Annotated in this window: 14 protein-coding genes and 2 pseudogenes; 8 read left to right on the top strand and 8 right to left on the bottom strand. The window is 68.8% G+C overall.

Translation table 11 applies throughout. The annotated features are described in order from the left end of the window. Positions 1–23: 23 nt before the first annotated feature. On the bottom strand, positions 24–659 hold the full coding sequence (locus tag OG440_RS01095) for a TetR/AcrR family transcriptional regulator (RefSeq protein WP_406004911.1): 636 nt from the start codon (positions 657–659) through the stop codon (positions 24–26). A gap of 135 nt (positions 660–794) precedes the next feature. Between OG440_RS01095 and OG440_RS01090 the strand changes: the two genes are divergently transcribed. From OG440_RS01090 to OG440_RS01075, 4 genes are read left to right on the top strand one after another with little or no spacing between them, the layout of a single operon-like run. Next, the gene (locus OG440_RS01090; RefSeq protein ID WP_406004910.1) at positions 795–1,940 is read left to right on the top strand and encodes a VOC family protein; all 1,146 of its coding nucleotides are present in this window, start codon (positions 795–797) and stop codon (positions 1,938–1,940) included. A 53-nt stretch (positions 1,941–1,993) separates the two neighbouring features. Further along, positions 1,994–2,932: a fumarylacetoacetate hydrolase family protein gene (locus OG440_RS01085; protein ID WP_406004909.1), complete on the top strand. Its 939-nt coding sequence runs from the start codon at positions 1,994–1,996 to the stop codon at positions 2,930–2,932. Between the two features lie 19 nt (positions 2,933–2,951). Next, the gene (locus OG440_RS01080; protein WP_406004908.1) at positions 2,952–4,532 is read left to right on the top strand and encodes a bifunctional 3-(3-hydroxy-phenyl)propionate/3-hydroxycinnamic acid hydroxylase; all 1,581 of its coding nucleotides are present in this window, start codon (positions 2,952–2,954) and stop codon (positions 4,530–4,532) included. After that, entirely contained in the window at positions 4,529–6,496 is a 1,968-nt protein-coding gene (locus OG440_RS01075; protein WP_406004907.1) for an acetoacetate--CoA ligase, read from the top strand. The genes OG440_RS01080 and OG440_RS01075 overlap by 4 nt, the downstream gene beginning before the upstream one ends. Before the next feature lie 61 nt (positions 6,497–6,557). Here OG440_RS01075 and OG440_RS01070 read toward each other — a convergent pair whose 3' ends face one another. The 3 genes from OG440_RS01070 to OG440_RS01060 all read right to left on the bottom strand — a co-directional run bounded on the left by OG440_RS01070 (position 6,558) and on the right by OG440_RS01060 (position 8,738). Beyond that, positions 6,558–6,938: a DoxX family protein gene (locus OG440_RS01070; protein ID WP_406004906.1), complete on the bottom strand. Its 381-nt coding sequence runs from the start codon at positions 6,936–6,938 to the stop codon at positions 6,558–6,560. Between the two features lie 204 nt (positions 6,939–7,142). Then, on the bottom strand, positions 7,143–7,715 hold the full coding sequence (locus OG440_RS01065; RefSeq protein ID WP_406004905.1) for a VOC family protein: 573 nt from the start codon (positions 7,713–7,715) through the stop codon (positions 7,143–7,145). 174 nt (positions 7,716–7,889) lie between these two features. Next, the gene (locus OG440_RS01060) at positions 7,890–8,738 is read right to left on the bottom strand and encodes an alpha/beta hydrolase (protein ID WP_406004904.1); all 849 of its coding nucleotides are present in this window, start codon (positions 8,736–8,738) and stop codon (positions 7,890–7,892) included. A gap of 136 nt (positions 8,739–8,874) precedes the next feature. On the opposite strand from OG440_RS01060, the gene OG440_RS01055 reads away from it, so the two are divergent. Beyond that, on the top strand, positions 8,875–9,540 hold the full coding sequence (locus OG440_RS01055) for a TetR/AcrR family transcriptional regulator (RefSeq protein ID WP_406004903.1): 666 nt from the start codon (positions 8,875–8,877) through the stop codon (positions 9,538–9,540). Positions 9,541–9,583: 43 nt separating this feature from the next. Here the strand turns inward: OG440_RS01055 and OG440_RS01050 are convergent, their stop codons facing one another. The 3 genes and pseudogenes from OG440_RS01050 to OG440_RS01040 all read right to left on the bottom strand — a co-directional run. Further along, entirely contained in the window at positions 9,584–10,360 is a 777-nt protein-coding gene (locus OG440_RS01050) for a hypothetical protein (protein WP_406004902.1), read from the bottom strand. Positions 10,361–11,138: 778 nt separating this feature from the next. Next, positions 11,139–11,741, bottom strand: a complete 603-nt coding sequence (locus tag OG440_RS01045) for a DUF4328 domain-containing protein (RefSeq protein ID WP_406004901.1) — start codon at positions 11,739–11,741, stop codon at positions 11,139–11,141. A gap of 340 nt (positions 11,742–12,081) precedes the next feature. Further along, positions 12,082–12,189, bottom strand: a pseudogene (locus OG440_RS01040) (IS5/IS1182 family transposase); the annotation flags it as partial. Positions 12,190–12,451: 262 nt separating this feature from the next. On the opposite strand from OG440_RS01040, the gene OG440_RS01035 reads away from it, so the two are divergent. Further along, a complete protein-coding gene (locus OG440_RS01035) occupies positions 12,452–12,892 on the top strand; it encodes an ALF repeat-containing protein (RefSeq protein ID WP_406004900.1) in 441 nt (146 codons plus the stop codon). Positions 12,893–13,121: 229 nt separating this feature from the next. Further along, entirely contained in the window at positions 13,122–13,898 is a 777-nt protein-coding gene (locus tag OG440_RS01030) for a hypothetical protein (protein ID WP_406004899.1), read from the top strand. Positions 13,899–14,135: 237 nt separating this feature from the next. Here the strand turns inward: OG440_RS01030 and OG440_RS01025 are convergent, their stop codons facing one another. Continuing rightward, positions 14,136–14,921 (bottom strand): hypothetical protein, encoded by a 786-nt coding sequence (locus OG440_RS01025; protein WP_406004898.1) that lies wholly within the window; start codon positions 14,919–14,921, stop codon positions 14,136–14,138. A gap of 669 nt (positions 14,922–15,590) precedes the next feature. Between OG440_RS01025 and OG440_RS01020 the strand changes: the two are divergent. Then, positions 15,591–16,407 (top strand): annotated as a pseudogene (locus OG440_RS01020) (IS5 family transposase). Positions 16,408–16,447: the final 40 nt, after the last annotated feature.

The raw sequence follows: 16,447 nt of genomic DNA, 5'->3' as shown, positions 1-16,447 counted from the left end.
TCGAGCGCGTAGAGGCAGGGCGGTCAGCCGAGGTCGGGGAGGGGGCGCCGGGCGACCTCGTGGGCCTCGTCCGGCGACAGGCCCAGCATGCGCAGGACCATCTCGGCGAGGTCGACCGCGGCCTCGTCGCCGTCCACCTCGGGGCGGCCGAATCGCAGCTCCACCAGGGACAGCAGCGTTCCGCCCAGTGCCGACAGAGCGACCAACGGGTCGAGGGTGGTGAAACGGCCGGAGGCGATGCCCACCTGGAGATCGCGCAGCGCCCGGCGGGCGAGTCCGTTGTCCGAGTGGATGTGCCCGAGGCCCCGGCGGCGCAGGACTTGCATCAGCTCGGGATGGGAATCGGCCATCCGGGCACTGAGCCGGAAGCCGGCCGCGACGAGTTCCGCCGGGTCGTCGATCCCGGCCAGGCGCTCGTCGAAGTTCTGGCCGAACTCCTCCAGGGCGTCCACCACCGCCGCCTCGAACAACTCCGCCTTGGAGTCGAAGTGGTTGTAGAAGGAGCCGAATCCCACGTCCGCGCGCTCGGCGATGGCCTGGATGCTGGCGCTGGTGTCACCGCTCTCGGCGAGTATCTGCCGGGCCGCGCGCACGAGAGCCCGGCGGGTTTCTGCGCGACGACGCTCGAACCGGTTGCTGGGCGGGGCTGACGTAGACATGCACAGAGTGTATCCGGATGGGCGATGGCGCTCGCAGTCCTGATGAATTCATCATTTCCTGTCGCGAACACCTTGACGACAGAACTGTCACAGTTGATGATTCCCTCATTACGGCAATGTTGCTCGGAGGGCACCATGTCTGAAATCCGCGTCAACGGGGCCGACGTCATCACGGCCCACCAAGACCTCCACAGCGAGCAGGGCGCCCTGCGCGGCGAACACCCCGGCCGCTCCCGGAATCCCGTGATCAAGGTCGCCGACCTGGCCTGGCTGGAGTTCGAGAAGCCCGACCTGGACCGCGCGGAGGTCTTCGCCCGCGACTTCGGGTTCGGGATCGCCGGGCGCACCGAGCGGGAGCTGTGGCTGCGCGGCACCTTCGCCGGCTCACCCTGCATGGTGATCCGCAAGGGACGTACGTCCCGCTTCATCGGCCCCGCGTTCCGGGCCGCCGAGCGAGCCGACCTCGACCGGCTGGCCCGCGCGACGGGCCGGGAGGTGCGGGACGCCGACGTTCCGGGCGGCGGCAAGGTGGTCGACCTGCTCGACCCCTCGGGCTTCCCGGTGCGGGTCGTGCACTGCGGCGAACGGCTTCCCGCGCTGCCGGAACAGCAGCCGCTGCTCCTCAACTTCGGCACGGATCACCGTCGTGCGAACGCCACGCAGCGTCCGCCGCGCGAGCCGTCCCGTATCCAGCGGCTGGGCCATGTGGTCCTGGAGACCCGCGTGTTCGGCCGGGCCCTGGACTGGTACCTGGACACCCTCGGGATGATCGTGTCGGACTTCCTGTTCCTGGACGGACAGCGAGGCCGCGGTCCGACGATGGCGTTCATCCGCTGCGACCTGGGCGGCGTGCCGACCGACCACCACACCCTGGCCATGCACCTGGGGCCGGGCACGGGATACGTCCACTCCGCCTACCAGGTCACCGACCTGGACTCGATCGCCGTCGGCGGCGAGTACCTCAAGGAGCGCGGCTACAAGCGCAGTTGGGGGATCGGGCGGCACATCCAGGGCAGCCAGCTCTTCGACTACTGGCGCGATCCCGACCACTTCATGCTGGAGCACTTCGCCGACGGCGACCTGTTCTCCTGCGACGTCGAGCCGGGCTGGGCGCCCATGTCGACCAGCGGACTCGCCCAGTGGGGCCCGCCCGCCACCCGCGACTTTCTCGGCGCGAGCCCCTCCCCGCAGCGGGTCCGCGATGTCATCGAGGCCCTGCGCGGCGACAACGAGATGGACCCGGCGCGACTCTTCGGCCTGCTCAAGGCCGCCAACTCCTGAACCTCGCACGCGAGTGAACCCCTGTACGCGAATCCCCTCACGAAGGCACTGACATGAGCACCAATGTCCTGCGCACCGCCGACGGCTGGTGGGTCGTCCGAGGCGGCCGGGCCGTCCCTGTCGAGACCAAGGCCGTCACCACCGCCGAGCTGCTGGCCGACCGCGCCGCCGTACGCGAGGCCGCCGCCTCCGGCGAAGCGGGCACGCCCGTCGCCGACCTCGTCGCGCTCTCGCCGGTCACCACGCCCTGCCGGATCGTCGCCCAGATGGTCAACTACCGCAGCCACGCCCGCGATTCGGGCTTCAAGGACGACGTTCCGCCCGCGTTCTTCCGCAAGGCGTCCGGCTCGGTCAGCGGCCCCGGGGAGGCCGTCGTGCGCCCCGCCCACGTGAGGTTCCTCGACTACGAGATCGAACTCGGGCTCGTCATGGGCGCGCCCCTGCCCGTCGGTACTGTCGTCGAGGAGCGGGACCTGCCGTCGTACGTCGCCGCACTGGTGATCACCAACGACATCAGCGCCCGCGAGGTACAGCTGACCAAGACGCAGTTCTACGAGAGCAAGTCGTACCCCACGTTCACGCCCACCGGCCCTCACCTCGCGCTCCTGGAGCCGGAGGACTTCGCTCATCTCCTCGACCTGCGGCTGAAGTTGAGCGTCAATGGCGAGCTGCGCCAGGATCGCACCGTCGCCGACATGATCGTCCGCCCGGCCCAGGCGCTCACCCTGCTGGCCCGCTTCCAGACCCTGGACGCCGGCGACCTGCTGCTCACCGGCACCCCCGGCGGCACAGCCCTGAAGGCCCCGCCGAAGGCCGTCGAGAAGATCGGCGCGCTGCTGCCGCCCGCCGTGAAATGGAAGGCGTTCTTCAAGAGCCAGGCGAAGAACCCGCACTACCTGAGCCCCGGCGACGTGATCACGGCGACCATCGCGACGCCGGACGGCCGCATCGACCTCGGCGAGCAGGGCACGCCCGTCGCTGACACGAACTGACACCCGAGGTGAGCCGCACATGAACGTCGACGAAGCCGCACGGGTGCCCGTCGTGATCGTCGGGGCCGGACCGGTGGGCGTGACCGCCGCCCTCCTCCTGGCCCGGCACGGCGTCCGCAGCGTCGTCCTCGAACGCCACCGGGACGTCTACCCGCTCCCGCGCGCCGTCGCCAACGACGACGAGATCCACCGGATCCTCCAGGCCGCCGGCGTCGGCGAGGAGTTCACCGCGATCTCCCGCCCCGCGGGCGGGCTGCGGCTCCTCGACGCCCGCCACCGCGTGATGGCCGAGTTCCGGCGCTCCCGGAAAGGCCATCACGGCTATCCGCAGTCCAGTATGTTCGACCAGCCCGAGCTGGAAGGCGTGCTGCGCGCCGAGCTGGCCCGGCACCCGGAGTGCGAACTGCGCGGGGGCGTGGAGGTCACCGGCATCGGCCCCGACACCACGGGCCCGGTGCGCGTGGCCTACCGCGACGACACCGGCGAGCACGAGCTGTGGGTCGAGGCGGTCCTCGGCTGCGACGGCGCGGGCAGCCTCACCCGCGAGGCGATCGGCGGCGCATGGGAGGACCTGCACTTCGAGGAACGCTGGACCGTCATCGACGCCGAGACGACGGGCCCCGTCCGCTGCTGGGAGGGCGTCGACCAGGTCTGCGACCCCAAGCGGCCGGCAACCTTCATGCGGGTGAACGCCACCCGCTACCGCTGGGAGTTCCGGCAGCGGGAAGGCCAGGAGGCGGTCCGCGAGCTGATCGCCCCATGGCTGCCGACCTCGTACGACGGGGACTTCGAGGTCGTCCGCGAGACGCAGTACACCTTCCGGGCGCGCATCGCCGACCGGTGGCGCAGCGGACGGGTCTTCCTGCTCGGGGACGCCGCGCACCTCACCCCGCCCTTCGTCGGGCAGGGGCTGTGCTCGGGGCTGCGGGACGCCTACAACCTCACCTGGAAACTCGCCCGCGTCCTCCAACAGGGCGCCGACGAAAGGCTGTTGGACACCTACGAAGGCGAACGCAGACCGCACGCCCGGCATGTGGTCCGCCTCGCGGTCGCCATGGGCTGGGCCATGACCGGCGGCCAGGACGTCGCCGCCGCGCTCCGCCGCAGGTCACTGGCCGCGGCCTGCCGCATACCCGGCCTGACCGAACTGGCCGGCCGCGACCTCAGCCCGCCCCTGACCGCCGGGCCGCTGGTCCGGCGCGGTGTCCGCCGCGGCCTGGCGGGCACGCACTGTCCCCAGCCATGGGTGAGCGTCGGCGGACGGCGCACCCGTCTCGACGAGATGCTCGGCGACTCCTTCGCCGTCCTGACGGCCACCGAACCCGGCCCCTCGCTGACCGCGCTCGCCCACGGTCTGGGCGTACCCGCGGTCCCGGTGACCGACCTCGGCGACGACGGCACACTGGCCGCCTGGCTGCGCGCCGGACGCGCGGACGCGGTTCTGCTGCGCCCCGACCGGATCGTGCTGGACGTCGTCCCCTCCGGCGGCCGGGACTTCACCTCAACCGCCGCCTGGGCGTCCCTGCTGCACACCACACGAAGCCCTGTTCCTTCGGAACGCAGGGCCCCGAAAAGCCTGTCGAGGAGTACGACGCGATGAGCACGCCCTTCTTCACCCCCGACCCGGAGACGGCGGCCGCCAGTCGCATCGTGGAGTTCGCCCGGCGGCAGGGCATCGGCCCCGACGACTACGCCGCCCTGCACCGCTGGTCGGTCACCGACCTGGAGGGTTTCTGGGGTGCGGTGTGGGATTACTTCGACATCGACTCCGACACCCCGTACGAGCAGGTACTGGCCGAGGAGATCATGCCCGGCGCCCGCTGGTTCCCCGGCGCCACCCTCAACTACGCCCACCACGCCCTGCGCAACGTCCGGGATGACGACGTCGCGATCATCGCCCTCGACGAGACCGGTTCCGGATGCGAGGTGACCGGCGGCCGGCTGCGTGCCCTGGTCGCCTCCGTCGCCGCGACCCTGCGCGACCTGGGCGTCGGCCGGGGCGACCGGGTGGTGGGCTACCTCCCCAACACCCCGCACGCGATCGTCGCGTTCCTCGCCGCCGCGAGCCTGGGCGCCGTCTGGTCGGTGTGCGGACAGGACTACGCGCCCAACGCCGCCGCGGACCGGTTCGCCCAGCTCGAACCCGCCGTCCTGGTCGCCGCCGACGGCTACCTCTTCAACGGGACCACCCACGACCGCCGCGACGCCGTACTCGACCTCGCCCGCGCACTGCCGACGCCGAAGGCCACCCTGCTCGTGGACCACGTCGGCCTGCCCTGGCCGTCGCAGCCGTACCCGTCGCTGGTAGTCCCCTGGGAGGACGCCTCGACCCGAACCGAGGAACTCGTCTGCACACCCGTGCCGTTCGACCACCCCCTGTGGGTCGTCTTCTCCTCCGGCACCACCGGCCTGCCCAAGGGCATCGTCCACGGCCACGGCGGCGTGTTGCTGGAGCACCTCAAAACCCTGGGCCTGCACTCCGACCTCGGCCCGGGTGACCGCCTGCTCTGGTACACCACCACCCACTGGATGATGTGGAACCTGGTCGCCTCCACCCTCCTGACCGGCGCCACGACATGTACGTACGACGGCAGCCCGGCGCCCTTCGCCAAGCTCGACACGCTGTGGGAGCTGGCCGCGCGCCATCGGGTCACCGTCTTCGGCACCAGCCCCCAGTACCTCCTGGGCATGGCCAAGTTCGGCATCGACCCCTCGGCGCACGATCTGTCCGCGATCCGTGTGGTCGGCTGCACGGGGTCCGCCCTGCCTGCGTCCGCCTACCCGTGGGTCCGCGACCACGTCGGTGAGCACGTCCTGCTGGCCTCCATCAGCGGCGGCACCGACATCGTCTCCGGCTTCGCGGGCAGCGCCCCCAACACACCGGTGTGGGCAGGCGAGTTGTCCGTACCACACTTGGGCGTGGCGCTGGCCGCGTACGACGCCGACGCCTCGCCGGTGGTGGACCAGGTGGGCGAACTGGTCGTCACCCGCCCGATGCCCTCCATGCCGCTGTACTTCTGGAACGACCCCGAGGGCGCCCGCTACCGGGACGCCTACTTCTCCTCCTACACGGATGCCTGGCGGCACGGCGACTGGATCACGGTCACGGGCCATGGCTCGGTGATCGTCCACGGTCGCTCCGACAGCACGTTGAACCGCAACGGGGTACGCCTGGGCAGCGCCGACATCCACGATGTCGTCGAGCGCCTCCCCGAGATCGCCGAGGCCCTGGTCATCGGCGCCGAGGAGCCGGACGGCGGCTACTGGATGCCGCTGTTCGTGGTCCCCGCCGCCGGGGTGACTCTGGATGACGCCCTGCGCGAGACGATCAAGGACGCCCTCCGCACCGGCGCCTCACCCCGTCACGTCCCCGACGAGGTCATCGAAGTGCCGGGCATCCCGCACACCCGTACCGGCAAGAAGCTGGAGGTCCCGGTCAAGCGGTTGCTCCAGGGCGCTCCGGTCGAGCAGGTCGTGAATCCGGCCGCGGTGGACGCCCCCGACCTCATCGACCACTTCGCCCGCCTGGGCGCCGAGCGCCGCAAGGGCAGGACCAGCGGGTGACCACCGTGCTCGCGCCGTCATGTCCCCGGGATTTAGGGCCCCGGAGTGGGGCCGGCGACGGTCACGACGTCGCGAGGCGCAGGAGGAGTACCGCGAGCGTAACCACGGCGAAGAGCACTGCGGGGGCGAGGGTCTTCGCGGCGTGCTTGGCGCGCAGGTGGGACAGGACGGCGCCGACGAGCAGCAGGAGCAGCGCGACGGCGGCCGTCACGCCGAGCGGCCAGAGCCACAGGCCGCTGACCAGTCCGACCGCACCGGCCAGCTCCAGCAGACCGATGACACGGAAGGCGCCCATCGAATAGTCCAGGTGGCGGCCTCGTTCTTCACAGACGGTCGGGCGAGGGCCTTGGGGAGACCCGCGGCGACGAAGCCGAGGGCGAGCAGGACGGACAGGACAACGGTGGCTATGAACATCGGTTACCTCAAAACGGGGGAGTTGCACGCGGACACCGGCGGCGGCTGAAAAGGGAGAGGAAGGGGGCAGCGGCCAAAAGAGCCGGACATCCGGGAGAAGTCAGGAGAGGCAGGCGATGGCTGGTCACTAGGCGGTCCTCGCGAGCGGAGGCGCGTGCCCCCTCACGGAGGGGCGCCCGGCGGAGCGCGCGGACCTGCGTCCGAATGCGCCGCCCGCCGGGCTCTGGGGTGTTCAGTCGTCGGCCTTCACCGGCGGCTCGGTCTCGCTGAGCATCTCCCGGATCTGCTCGTCGGTGGCGGTGGCCAGGAACTCGTAGATCTCGTCGGGGAAGGCCATGTGCGGCCTGGTGCGGTCCAGAGTCGGCTGGGGCACGGCCTCGGCGGGCCGGATGTAGTCGGCGGGCTCGCGGTAGCGGGCGAGGTCCCCGGCGTTGATTCCCGCCTTCTCGACGACCTCGGGGTCGAGCCAGGCCGACTCCGGGATCGCCTCGCCGGCGGTGAGTTCGAGGACCAGTCCTTCGGGCCCGGCGAAGTAGATCGAACGGCAGAAGCCGTGGTCGACGGGACCGATGACCATGATGCCGCGGCTGCGGATCCGGTCGCGCAGAGTCAGCAGCTCCTCGTCGTCGGCGACGTCGAGGGCGATGTGCTGCATGGCGCCGACGGCCACCGTTCCGGTCGGCGTGCCGGCGTGGGTGAGTCCGACCTCGATCTTGTCGGGATTGTCGGGGTGCTGGACGAAGGCGATGTAGCACGTGGGGTTGAGTTCGAGGAAGCCGTGCCAGGCGCCCTCGACACCGTGCATCCAGAACAGAGCCTTGAGCCTGCAGCCCAGGTGAAGAACTCGATCTGGGTCTTGATGTCCCGGGTGGCGAAGGCGATGTGGTTCAGCGCACGGGGGTGGACTGACATGTTCGAGCACTCCCTTGTGATCAGCGGCCGGAGACGGCCGGGATGCGATGGACGGACATGGTCGGGATCAGGCGGCCTCGGCTGCCGGACGGGTCAGACGCTTCCTGCACCACTCGCTGACCACGGCGGAGTAGTCGGAGGTGTGGAAGATCATCAGCTGGTGGACGCCGCCGGGGTGCACGTGCAACTGGACAGGTCCGCCGGTCGCGGCGACCACGCTGCGGGCGATGTCCGGGGTGAAGACCGGGTCCTTCTCGCCGACCGTGAAGAGGATCGGCTTGGTGTTCTCGGCCAGCGGCACGGTCGGCTCGTAGCGCATGAGGGAGCCCACCGAGGACAGTTCGTACGCCCAGGTGTTGAGCGGGTCCTCCCGCTTCTGCTGCCGGGCGCCCTTGTAGCCGTAGTCGAGATCGAGGTCGTAGAAGCGGTCGATGTCCAGGAGCAGTGCGTCGCCGAACTGGGCGATCAGCTGCTCGAAGGCGTTGGTGCGGAAGGAATTGTCCGCGGGGATCATCGGTGAGGACGGGATCGCGTATCCCATCAGGACGGCGCCGGTGAAGACGTCCGAGGCCGCGTAGGCGCCGTAGGCGGCGGCCGCGCCCAGTGAGGAACCCTTGATGAACACCGGCAGGCCGGTGGTCTCGTTGATGTGCTCGGCGACCTCGACGGCCGCCTCCACCCACTCCTCCAGCGTGAATCGTCCTGCCGGTCGTACCTGGGCGATCCGGGACATCCCGTGGCCGGGCGCGTCCATGCACCACACCTCGGCGCCCAGCCCGGCGTAGTGGGCGCCGAAGGGGTCGTAGACCCCGCCGTGGCCGCCGATGCCGTGCTGGACCAGCAGCACGTGATCGGGCTCGGGGTGGGCGTAGCGGTATACGAAGGTGTTGCCCACCACATGGTTCTCGCGCTGCATGACGGACCTCCTGCGGCTCGTACGGGAGCTGAAGCCGGGGGTCGATGAATTGTTGACACCCGTCAACTTCGCTAGATGTTGACAAGCATCAATCTGAAGTTGATGGGTGTCAACCTCTCGGAGGTACGCTTTGCCCATGACGACTCCGACTTCTCGGACCGCCCCGGCCCGGCGGACCGGTCGGCCCCCCGCCGACCTGGCCCCCGCAACCCTCGATGAGATCCTGACCGCGGCCCTGTGCATGTTCGCCGACAAGGGGTACGACGGCGCCTCTGTGGCCGCTCTCAACCGGCAGCTCGGCGTCAGCCACAACCTCATCCACCAGCGCTTCGGCTCCAAGGAGAAGCTCTGGTACGCCGCCGTCGACCACGCCTTCGGATTCGTTGCCACCGAGATGCGCCAGGAGTTCGACGACGCCGGGGGCGGCCCGATGGAGCAGCTCCGGCGGATCGTCGTGCGCTTCATCCACGTCAACGCACACCGGCCGGAGATCCTGCGGCTGACCACTGTCGAAGGCGTCGCCAGCTCACCGCGCCTGGACTACCTCTATGAGCAGCACATCGAACCGATCCTCACCGAGGCGACCGCGCCCCTGCGTCAGCTCGCCGACGAGGGTGTCATCGCCCCGGTGCCGATGCGCACCCTGTACTTCCTCGTCGCCCATGGTGGCACCGCGCTTTTCAGTCTGATCGGCCTGTCCCGCCTCATGGGGCCGGAAGACCCTCTCGATCCCGAGGCCGTCGCACACCATGCGGACTTCGTCGCGGATCTGCTCCTCGCCGGACTCCGGAATCGGAGCTGACGGAGAGGGGTCGGTGTCCGCGGCCCCCCGACGCCCCTATCGGTTATGGCGTTGCTGTCATCGAGCAGGTGGGACGTTCCGTGGCAGCAGCTGGTCCTACGCGAGCGGGCACGGCATCGGCTCGGCGTCCCCCCGGGACGTCCGCCTGTGCCACTGGAGCGCACGGGGTGATGAGGTCAGGCCGTTCGTCGGAGTGGGCGGCCACGTATTTCATGGCGGTGCTCTTGCCGATGCCGAACAGGCGCATGAGGTGGACAGGGTCGGCCGTGTGCCGGGCCTCGTCGTAGATGCGGTCCTGGCGCAGTTTGCGGGCGGGCATTCCGACGCGTTCGAACACGGTCCTGGTGACTTCGGTGCTGAGCATCGGACCGGTGTCGTCCGTGGCGGAGACCCGGCTCACCAGGAGATGCGGGTTCGTGGTGCGCGGCCAGCGACGGTACCTCTTACGCAGCCAGGCCGTGGCGAGAGCGGGGGTGACCTCGTCGAGATGGACGTGGTGATCGGGACGTCCGACGCGGCGCACGCGCAGGCGCCCGCGTGCCCGGTCGAGGGCGTCGAAGAGCAGGGACGGGAGGTCTTCGTGGGCCAGAGCGTGGATGGCGACGAGCGCGATGATCAGTTGGCTGCGGGCGTCATCGACGCGAGTCAGGATGACGTTGAGGGTGTCGCTGGGCAGAGGGACTGGCAGGCGTGGCGCGGTGGGCAGGGATACGCGTCGTGCTGGGTCGCGGAAGATCTGGCATACGCGTCGCAGGGTGCGGAAGAGCGACCGCAGCGGAGGATGGACCGTGTGCCGTCGGGTGGGCTGTGTGGCTTTCACGGCGGCCGCGGTGTGGTCGCTGGTGATCTCCCTCGGATCTGTGATGCCTTCGGCGGCCCAGCCCGCCAGGATCGGGACGACGTTCTACACGTAGCTGTGATTGGTTGCGGAGGCGCGGGCTGGACAGGGCCGGCTGCCCTGGCCGAGCAGGACGTCGGTCCAAAGGTCAACTGCGGTGTCGAACGACGCGGGCAGGGACGCGGCCGGCCGGCGGGCGCGGGCCAGCTCGGCGTCGTGGGCAGGGAGAGGGACAAGCCGGCCGATGTCACGGAGGAAGTGGATCACGCGTCGCCCCTTGTGATGGTCGCTGAGTGTCGCGATGGCCAGGACGTCCTGCTCGCGGATACAGCCTCGGCTCCGAGCTGCGCGAGCAATACGCGCACGGTTCGCAGGCTTGCCGTCCCGGCTTGGCGGGTGTTCACGTCGCGTGCGCGGAGCCAGTCGGTGAATTCGTGCATGGGGCTGCGCGCGGCCGCCGCCGTCCTCACCCTGGAGCGGCAACGCTGAAAGGGTGCAGCTTCATTCAACTGCTGCCGCTGCTCGACAAGATCCGAGCTGTGACGGGGAAGCACAGCGGCGTCCGTTCGCACGCGGCGCCATGTTCCGGGTTGCGTTGCGCTTCGCGGGCATCCGTCCGTGCATGCCCCATGGAGCAGGTGACGGCACAAATGCCCGAGAGGCTCAGAACTTCTCGGCGATGTGCTTGCCGAGATCGAGTTCGACTTCCCCAGGCGCAGCAAATCACGCCGCTGTGGGGGAGTGCCTCGTAGGAACTGCCTCACGCCTGGGCGAGAGGTGCGACCGGGACGGTGGCGCCGAGCGCGGTGCTCTGCAATGCGGTGACGCGCTCGATGACGAGCCCCAGCAGCACGGCCGCCGCGATCATGAGCGCCTCCGCCACCACGAGGGACGCCATCGACCCCGGGGCCAGCCGGGCAGCCACCACGAGCACCAGCGCGTGCGTGATCCAGGCGACCCACCATAGATTCACCAGTGTCGTGTCTCGCTTCTCCTCCCATGACGCAGAGCTCGCGCGCCCGATGTCCAGGACGAACCGGCGAGGGACAAAGAAGTGGACCACTGGTATGAACCACGCGCCGATCGTCCAGGCCCGACTCGGGAGCGAGGCCCGGGGGGACAACTCCTGGGCGTTGTGCCGGGACCGGGCGAGCCACACGAGGAACAGCACGATCGTGAGAGACATCAGATAAGCGAAGATCATGGAGATGAAGCCCGACTTGTGCAGGGACGCATCCGTGTGGCGCAGGTAGTGATCCCGGACCGCCGCCGCGCGGAACGCGTCCGCCACGGCGGCCACCGCTATCGCCACCTGCGCGGAGCGGGCAAGGATCCAGGGAGCTTTGGGGGCGGTGCTCGTCATCGGCTTCGGCCTGTCTCGGAGGCGTGTGCGGCCGCAGCGGACGCTGGGGCGGAGTGATCATAGAGTCTGCTCGCCACACACGCGTACGACTTTCGGGTCCTCGGTCGCGGCATGCACGTCCCCGACGGCAGATGGCAGTAAGCGAACGGGGACCGGCTGCGGGCAGCACGCCGATCAGGCGGGATGCCGCTGGAGCGGTGTTTCCTACTGGTCATGAAATCAGCGAAAAACCAGGGGCACCCCGCGGCTTCGACGATGCAGGACAGGGGGCACATGACGCGGCAGGCAATCGCACCAAAGCAGGCACGACGACGGCGACCTTCGACGCCCGCAACCGCCATCTGACCGGTTTGAGCCGGTTGAAGCACCGTTCCACGACGTTGCGCCGCTTGTAGAGCTGCTTGCCGAAGAGAGGCGGGCGCCCGCCGCGGTTGCCGCGCCGGAGCCGATTGCACGGACGCGGTGCAGCGGGGGCCCCAGGTGTTCGGGTGGCTTCGACGAGTCACACCCGGCCGCCCACGTGGTCAACGGCATCCTGGGCGATCCGCCGGGCGGTCGTCTTGAGTGAAACACCGGCCACGTCCGCGGCGACGGTGGCCTGCGACAGCAGCGGGCGACAGCCACTGTCAGACCCAGGTGGCAGCATCACCGAAGTGAACGCCCTGAGGCGTCCTCAACTCACCTCCGTCGAAGGAAGAGGAGTATTCCCCTTGCGACTGCATCGCGTAGCGCCCGGCATCGCCGCGGGCATCCTTGCCCCGGCCCTCCTGCTCGCCACCCCGTCCTTCGCCGCCACGGCGGCATCGACCGCGGTGACGGTGCCCGCGGTGTCCTCGTCCGCGGACGAGCCGGACGCCGACGACCTGAAGGTGGCCATAGCCCGGATCCTCGCCGACCCGGACAGCGGCCGGCGTGTGACACGAGAAGCCAACGCCCTCCTGGACGCCAACGACCCCGAGGCGATGCGCGCCTGGCTGGAGACGGGCTACCGCATCGCCCAGGCCGAGGACGACCGCGTCGCCATCGCCCGCATCCTCGCCGATTCGTCCATCAGCCCGGCCCTGCGCGCGGCAGCCAACGCCGCTTTGGACGACAACACACCCGAAGGACTGCGCCACTTCCTGGAAGTCGGCAGGTACCAGGTCGCCTGACCGGCACGGCGCCGCACCACAGCGCGGCGCCCGGGTGGCGGCCCCGCCGCACGCCCGGCCGTCGGAACGCCGAAAAATCCGGGCGGGGCCGCCCGCTCTTCTGTGTGCCGGCGGCCCCGCCCGGCAGGCCCTGTGTCGGCTCGGCGCCCTCCGCAGAGCTCTGTGGTCTCGCCGCCCGGCGCAACATGGGCCACTGACACCTCCGACAGCACAGGAAGCACATTCTTCGATGACCACACAACCCCTACGCACCGAGCGCAGCGGTCCGCAGACCGCTTCCGCCATGACCGACCTGCCCTTCAAGCCTCCGCTCGTCAAAGCTGTGTTCAGGGACGTGACCTCGTTGCACGTCTCCCGGTCGGCCGCCTGGGCTGCCGCGTCGGTGACGCGGACCGTACTGACGGAGATCATCGAGGGCGCGAGAAGCGCGGCAGCCGAGGAGAACAGGAAGAGACTGATTCCCCAGGACCTCATCTCGGCGATCGACCGGAACATCGAGGCGGAGGTGGGATCGGCGTGGTACCTGCACAGCCCGACCTTCCACGGCCTGATGGGCGAGGTGCACAACGCCGATGGTGCGCTCGTGTCGCTTCGTGAGCGCCGCGGGGCGCGTACACCGAGTGGTGTGGCCGGCTCCCACCGGTTCGAGGCCGGGGTGAGGAGGCTGCTGGGGAGCCGGGGGGTGAGGGCGCTCCCGGCGATGGTCCGCGACCTGGACGGAATTGCGAGCGTGTTCCTGACGGCCCTCGCCCAGGATGCGGCCAAGGTCGTCCGCGAGGGCGGGGTCAAGCGGTTCGGGACGGTCAGTCTGGTGGTGCCGGGCGAGCCGGACCCGGCCCCGCTGCTCAAGGACCCCCTCCTCGCCCTGTCCACCCGTCGCGGGGACGGGCGCACCGTTGGCGGGGACGACGTCCTGGCCGCCGTCACGATGCAGTTGTTCGGCGATCTCAGACAACGCGCCATCACCGAGGCAGCCGAGATGATGCGGAACACGTCGGCCAACTGATCCGGCCCATGACTCAGGTGCTCGCTGACCTGCTCGATGCTGGTGACTTCACGCAGGTTCTTCAGCGGCTCGACGACGAGTGACCCGACTCACGTCCTTCACACACTCACATCGGCTCACTCATTTTGGATCAGTAGGCATAGGGCCCCGTTGGCGGTGACGCACTGGGCCACCGGAGCACCCCCATCGGCGGAGAGGACACCACCGCCACTGCCCGTCGATACAGAATGCGGCCGCTCACGCACTCCCCGGGGTCGGACCTAGCGGAAATGTCTCCCGAATCATTTCACCCAGCCTCCCCCGCGCCACATACATTGCATAATAGGTTTGACTCAAGCCGAAAGAAGCCTGCGAAATTTCCTCGGCCGAAGCGTCCGGATTCTCAACAAGGAGGATCAGTTCGGCGCGGTTCTCTTCCATCCATGCCGAACGGCCTTCTATCGCAGCTTCGAACGACTCCAGGACGTCCGGGCAGTAGATTCTCATGACATTACGCAATCCTCTCCGCGCAGCCTTGCGCCGACGAGAGAGGCTCCACCGCTTCGTCCAGTGCGCCCTTTCTGTCAATAGTCCGCAAATTTCCGACTGCATTCGGTCGACATATCCGGGAATCACATTGGTATCCCCCAAACGAATGGATGGAATTCTGACAAATGGGGGGAAGTAAAGAAACTTCCCATCGGGCTGATGCTCCTCAAGGACGCCCCTGATAATTCCCTCCAATGCCTCGGCCGCTTCGCACCACTCGTCCAAAATTGCATACAGCTCAAGGAGCGGCTCTCGAATTTCCGACCATTTCGGCGCATCGCCGGAGCGCCCTCGAAGGGCAGAAAGCATCTCGGAGCTAGCCCTCACGAGGGGACGGATTGGATCATCAGAGGACAGGAAGATGACCTGCTCAGCCCGGAAATAGTGCGTAGAGGAACCGATGACATCCCCGCCGGCGACGATGGAACCAGTTTCCCCTTCGAGCCAAAAGATGGATTCCTGCGGGGATGGATTTTCTTCAGGGTCGAGGTTCATGCTTGGTAGCTGGTGTTCGAGCCCTCAACATTCCCCTCGGCCACGATGGCGCCGGTGCTACCGCTCCTCCCCGAAGGAACCTGTGTCGGAGCAACAGACGGGGTGCCCGTGACCGAAGTCGAGGAGTTAGTCACACTCCCGCCCGTAACGATTGCGCCGCTGTCACCCCTCATCGGGCCAGCGAGTGAAGGTGCCACGGCAGAGGAAGCGGAGACACGCAGTTGCCATAGGGCGGCCACTACTGCCGCGACCCCAGCCAGCGCCCCCACCGCGCCCCACGCTTGCCCGGAACCTTCAGGATGAGTCGCGGTCACCCACACCGCCAGGCCCACCGATAGGGCGGTGCCCAGTCCGCCGAGTCCCCACCAACATGCTCGCTGCACGCCTGTCATGCCTTACATCATCTCCACGCAGACATGATCAAATCTACTCAACTGCCGTCTATGGCAGAGCTGTTGTGCTTTTCATCCGAGTCCGCCCAGCATCACGATCGAAGCTGGCAGTACCGGTACCACTTGGCGGATGTCCCGCAACCGCTGCCAGCACACCGTGAATCGTCGACGGCGAAGGTGCGACCGGCACCCCGCCGGTCGGTGTCCACCTGCAATCGCAGGAACTCCTCCCTTAGACCGTGTCCTACGTGGTGAGGCGGACGACGTTGAGCCGTACATGGGGCGGGGTACGTGGAGTTGGATTGCTCCGGACGGGCTGTGGGAGATCGCGAAGCCGCTGATCCCTCCGTCGAGGGTGCGGCCGCAGGGTGGCGGAACGCGGGACACGCCTGATGAGACGCTGTTCGCGGCGATCATCTACGTGCTGGTCAGCGGCTGCGCCTGGCGCCAACTGCCGCCCTGCTTCGGGATATCGAAGTCGACCGCCCACCGCCGGTTCCTGATCTGGTCGCGGGCCGGTGTCTGGGGCCGGCTGCACGAAGCAGTGCTGCACCTGCTCGACGACGCCGGCCTCGTCGACGTCACCCGCGTCGTCCTCGACACCGCCCACGTCCGCGCTAAAAGGGGGGCGAACACACAGGTCCGAGCCCCGTGGACCGGGGCAATCCGGGTTCCAAGATGCACGTCCTGCCGGACGCGAACGGACTGCCCCTCCTCGTCGGCGTCTCGGCCGGCGACACGCACGACAGCGAAGGCCTGAAGCCCATGGCCGAGGGTCACCAGACGAGACACGACCCCGATCGCGGCCGGCACTCAAAGCCCCAGCGCCTACACGCGGACAAGGCCTATGACCGTGCTGATCGGCGGAAATGGTTACGCGGCAAACGCATCGGAGTGCGAATCGCGCGCAAGGGAATCGAGTCCAGAGGGCGATTGGGTCGCCGCCGCTGGGTCATCGAGCGGACCATGTCCTGGCTGTCCGGCTACCGACGTCTGAACCCTCGCTACGAGCGCGATCCCCGCAATTACCCGGCCGTTCTCGGGCTCGCCGCCGCCCTGTGCTGCTAAAACGATTCGTCCGCCTCACCACGTAGGACACGGTCTAAGCGCTTGCTCAGCCTATGTCAGTCGAAG

It is taken from the genome of Streptomyces sp. NBC_00637 (assembly GCF_045161545.1).
Classification (GTDB): Bacteria; Actinomycetota; Actinomycetes; order Streptomycetales; family Streptomycetaceae; genus Streptomyces.
This window is presented reverse-complemented; position numbering and strand designations above follow the sequence as displayed.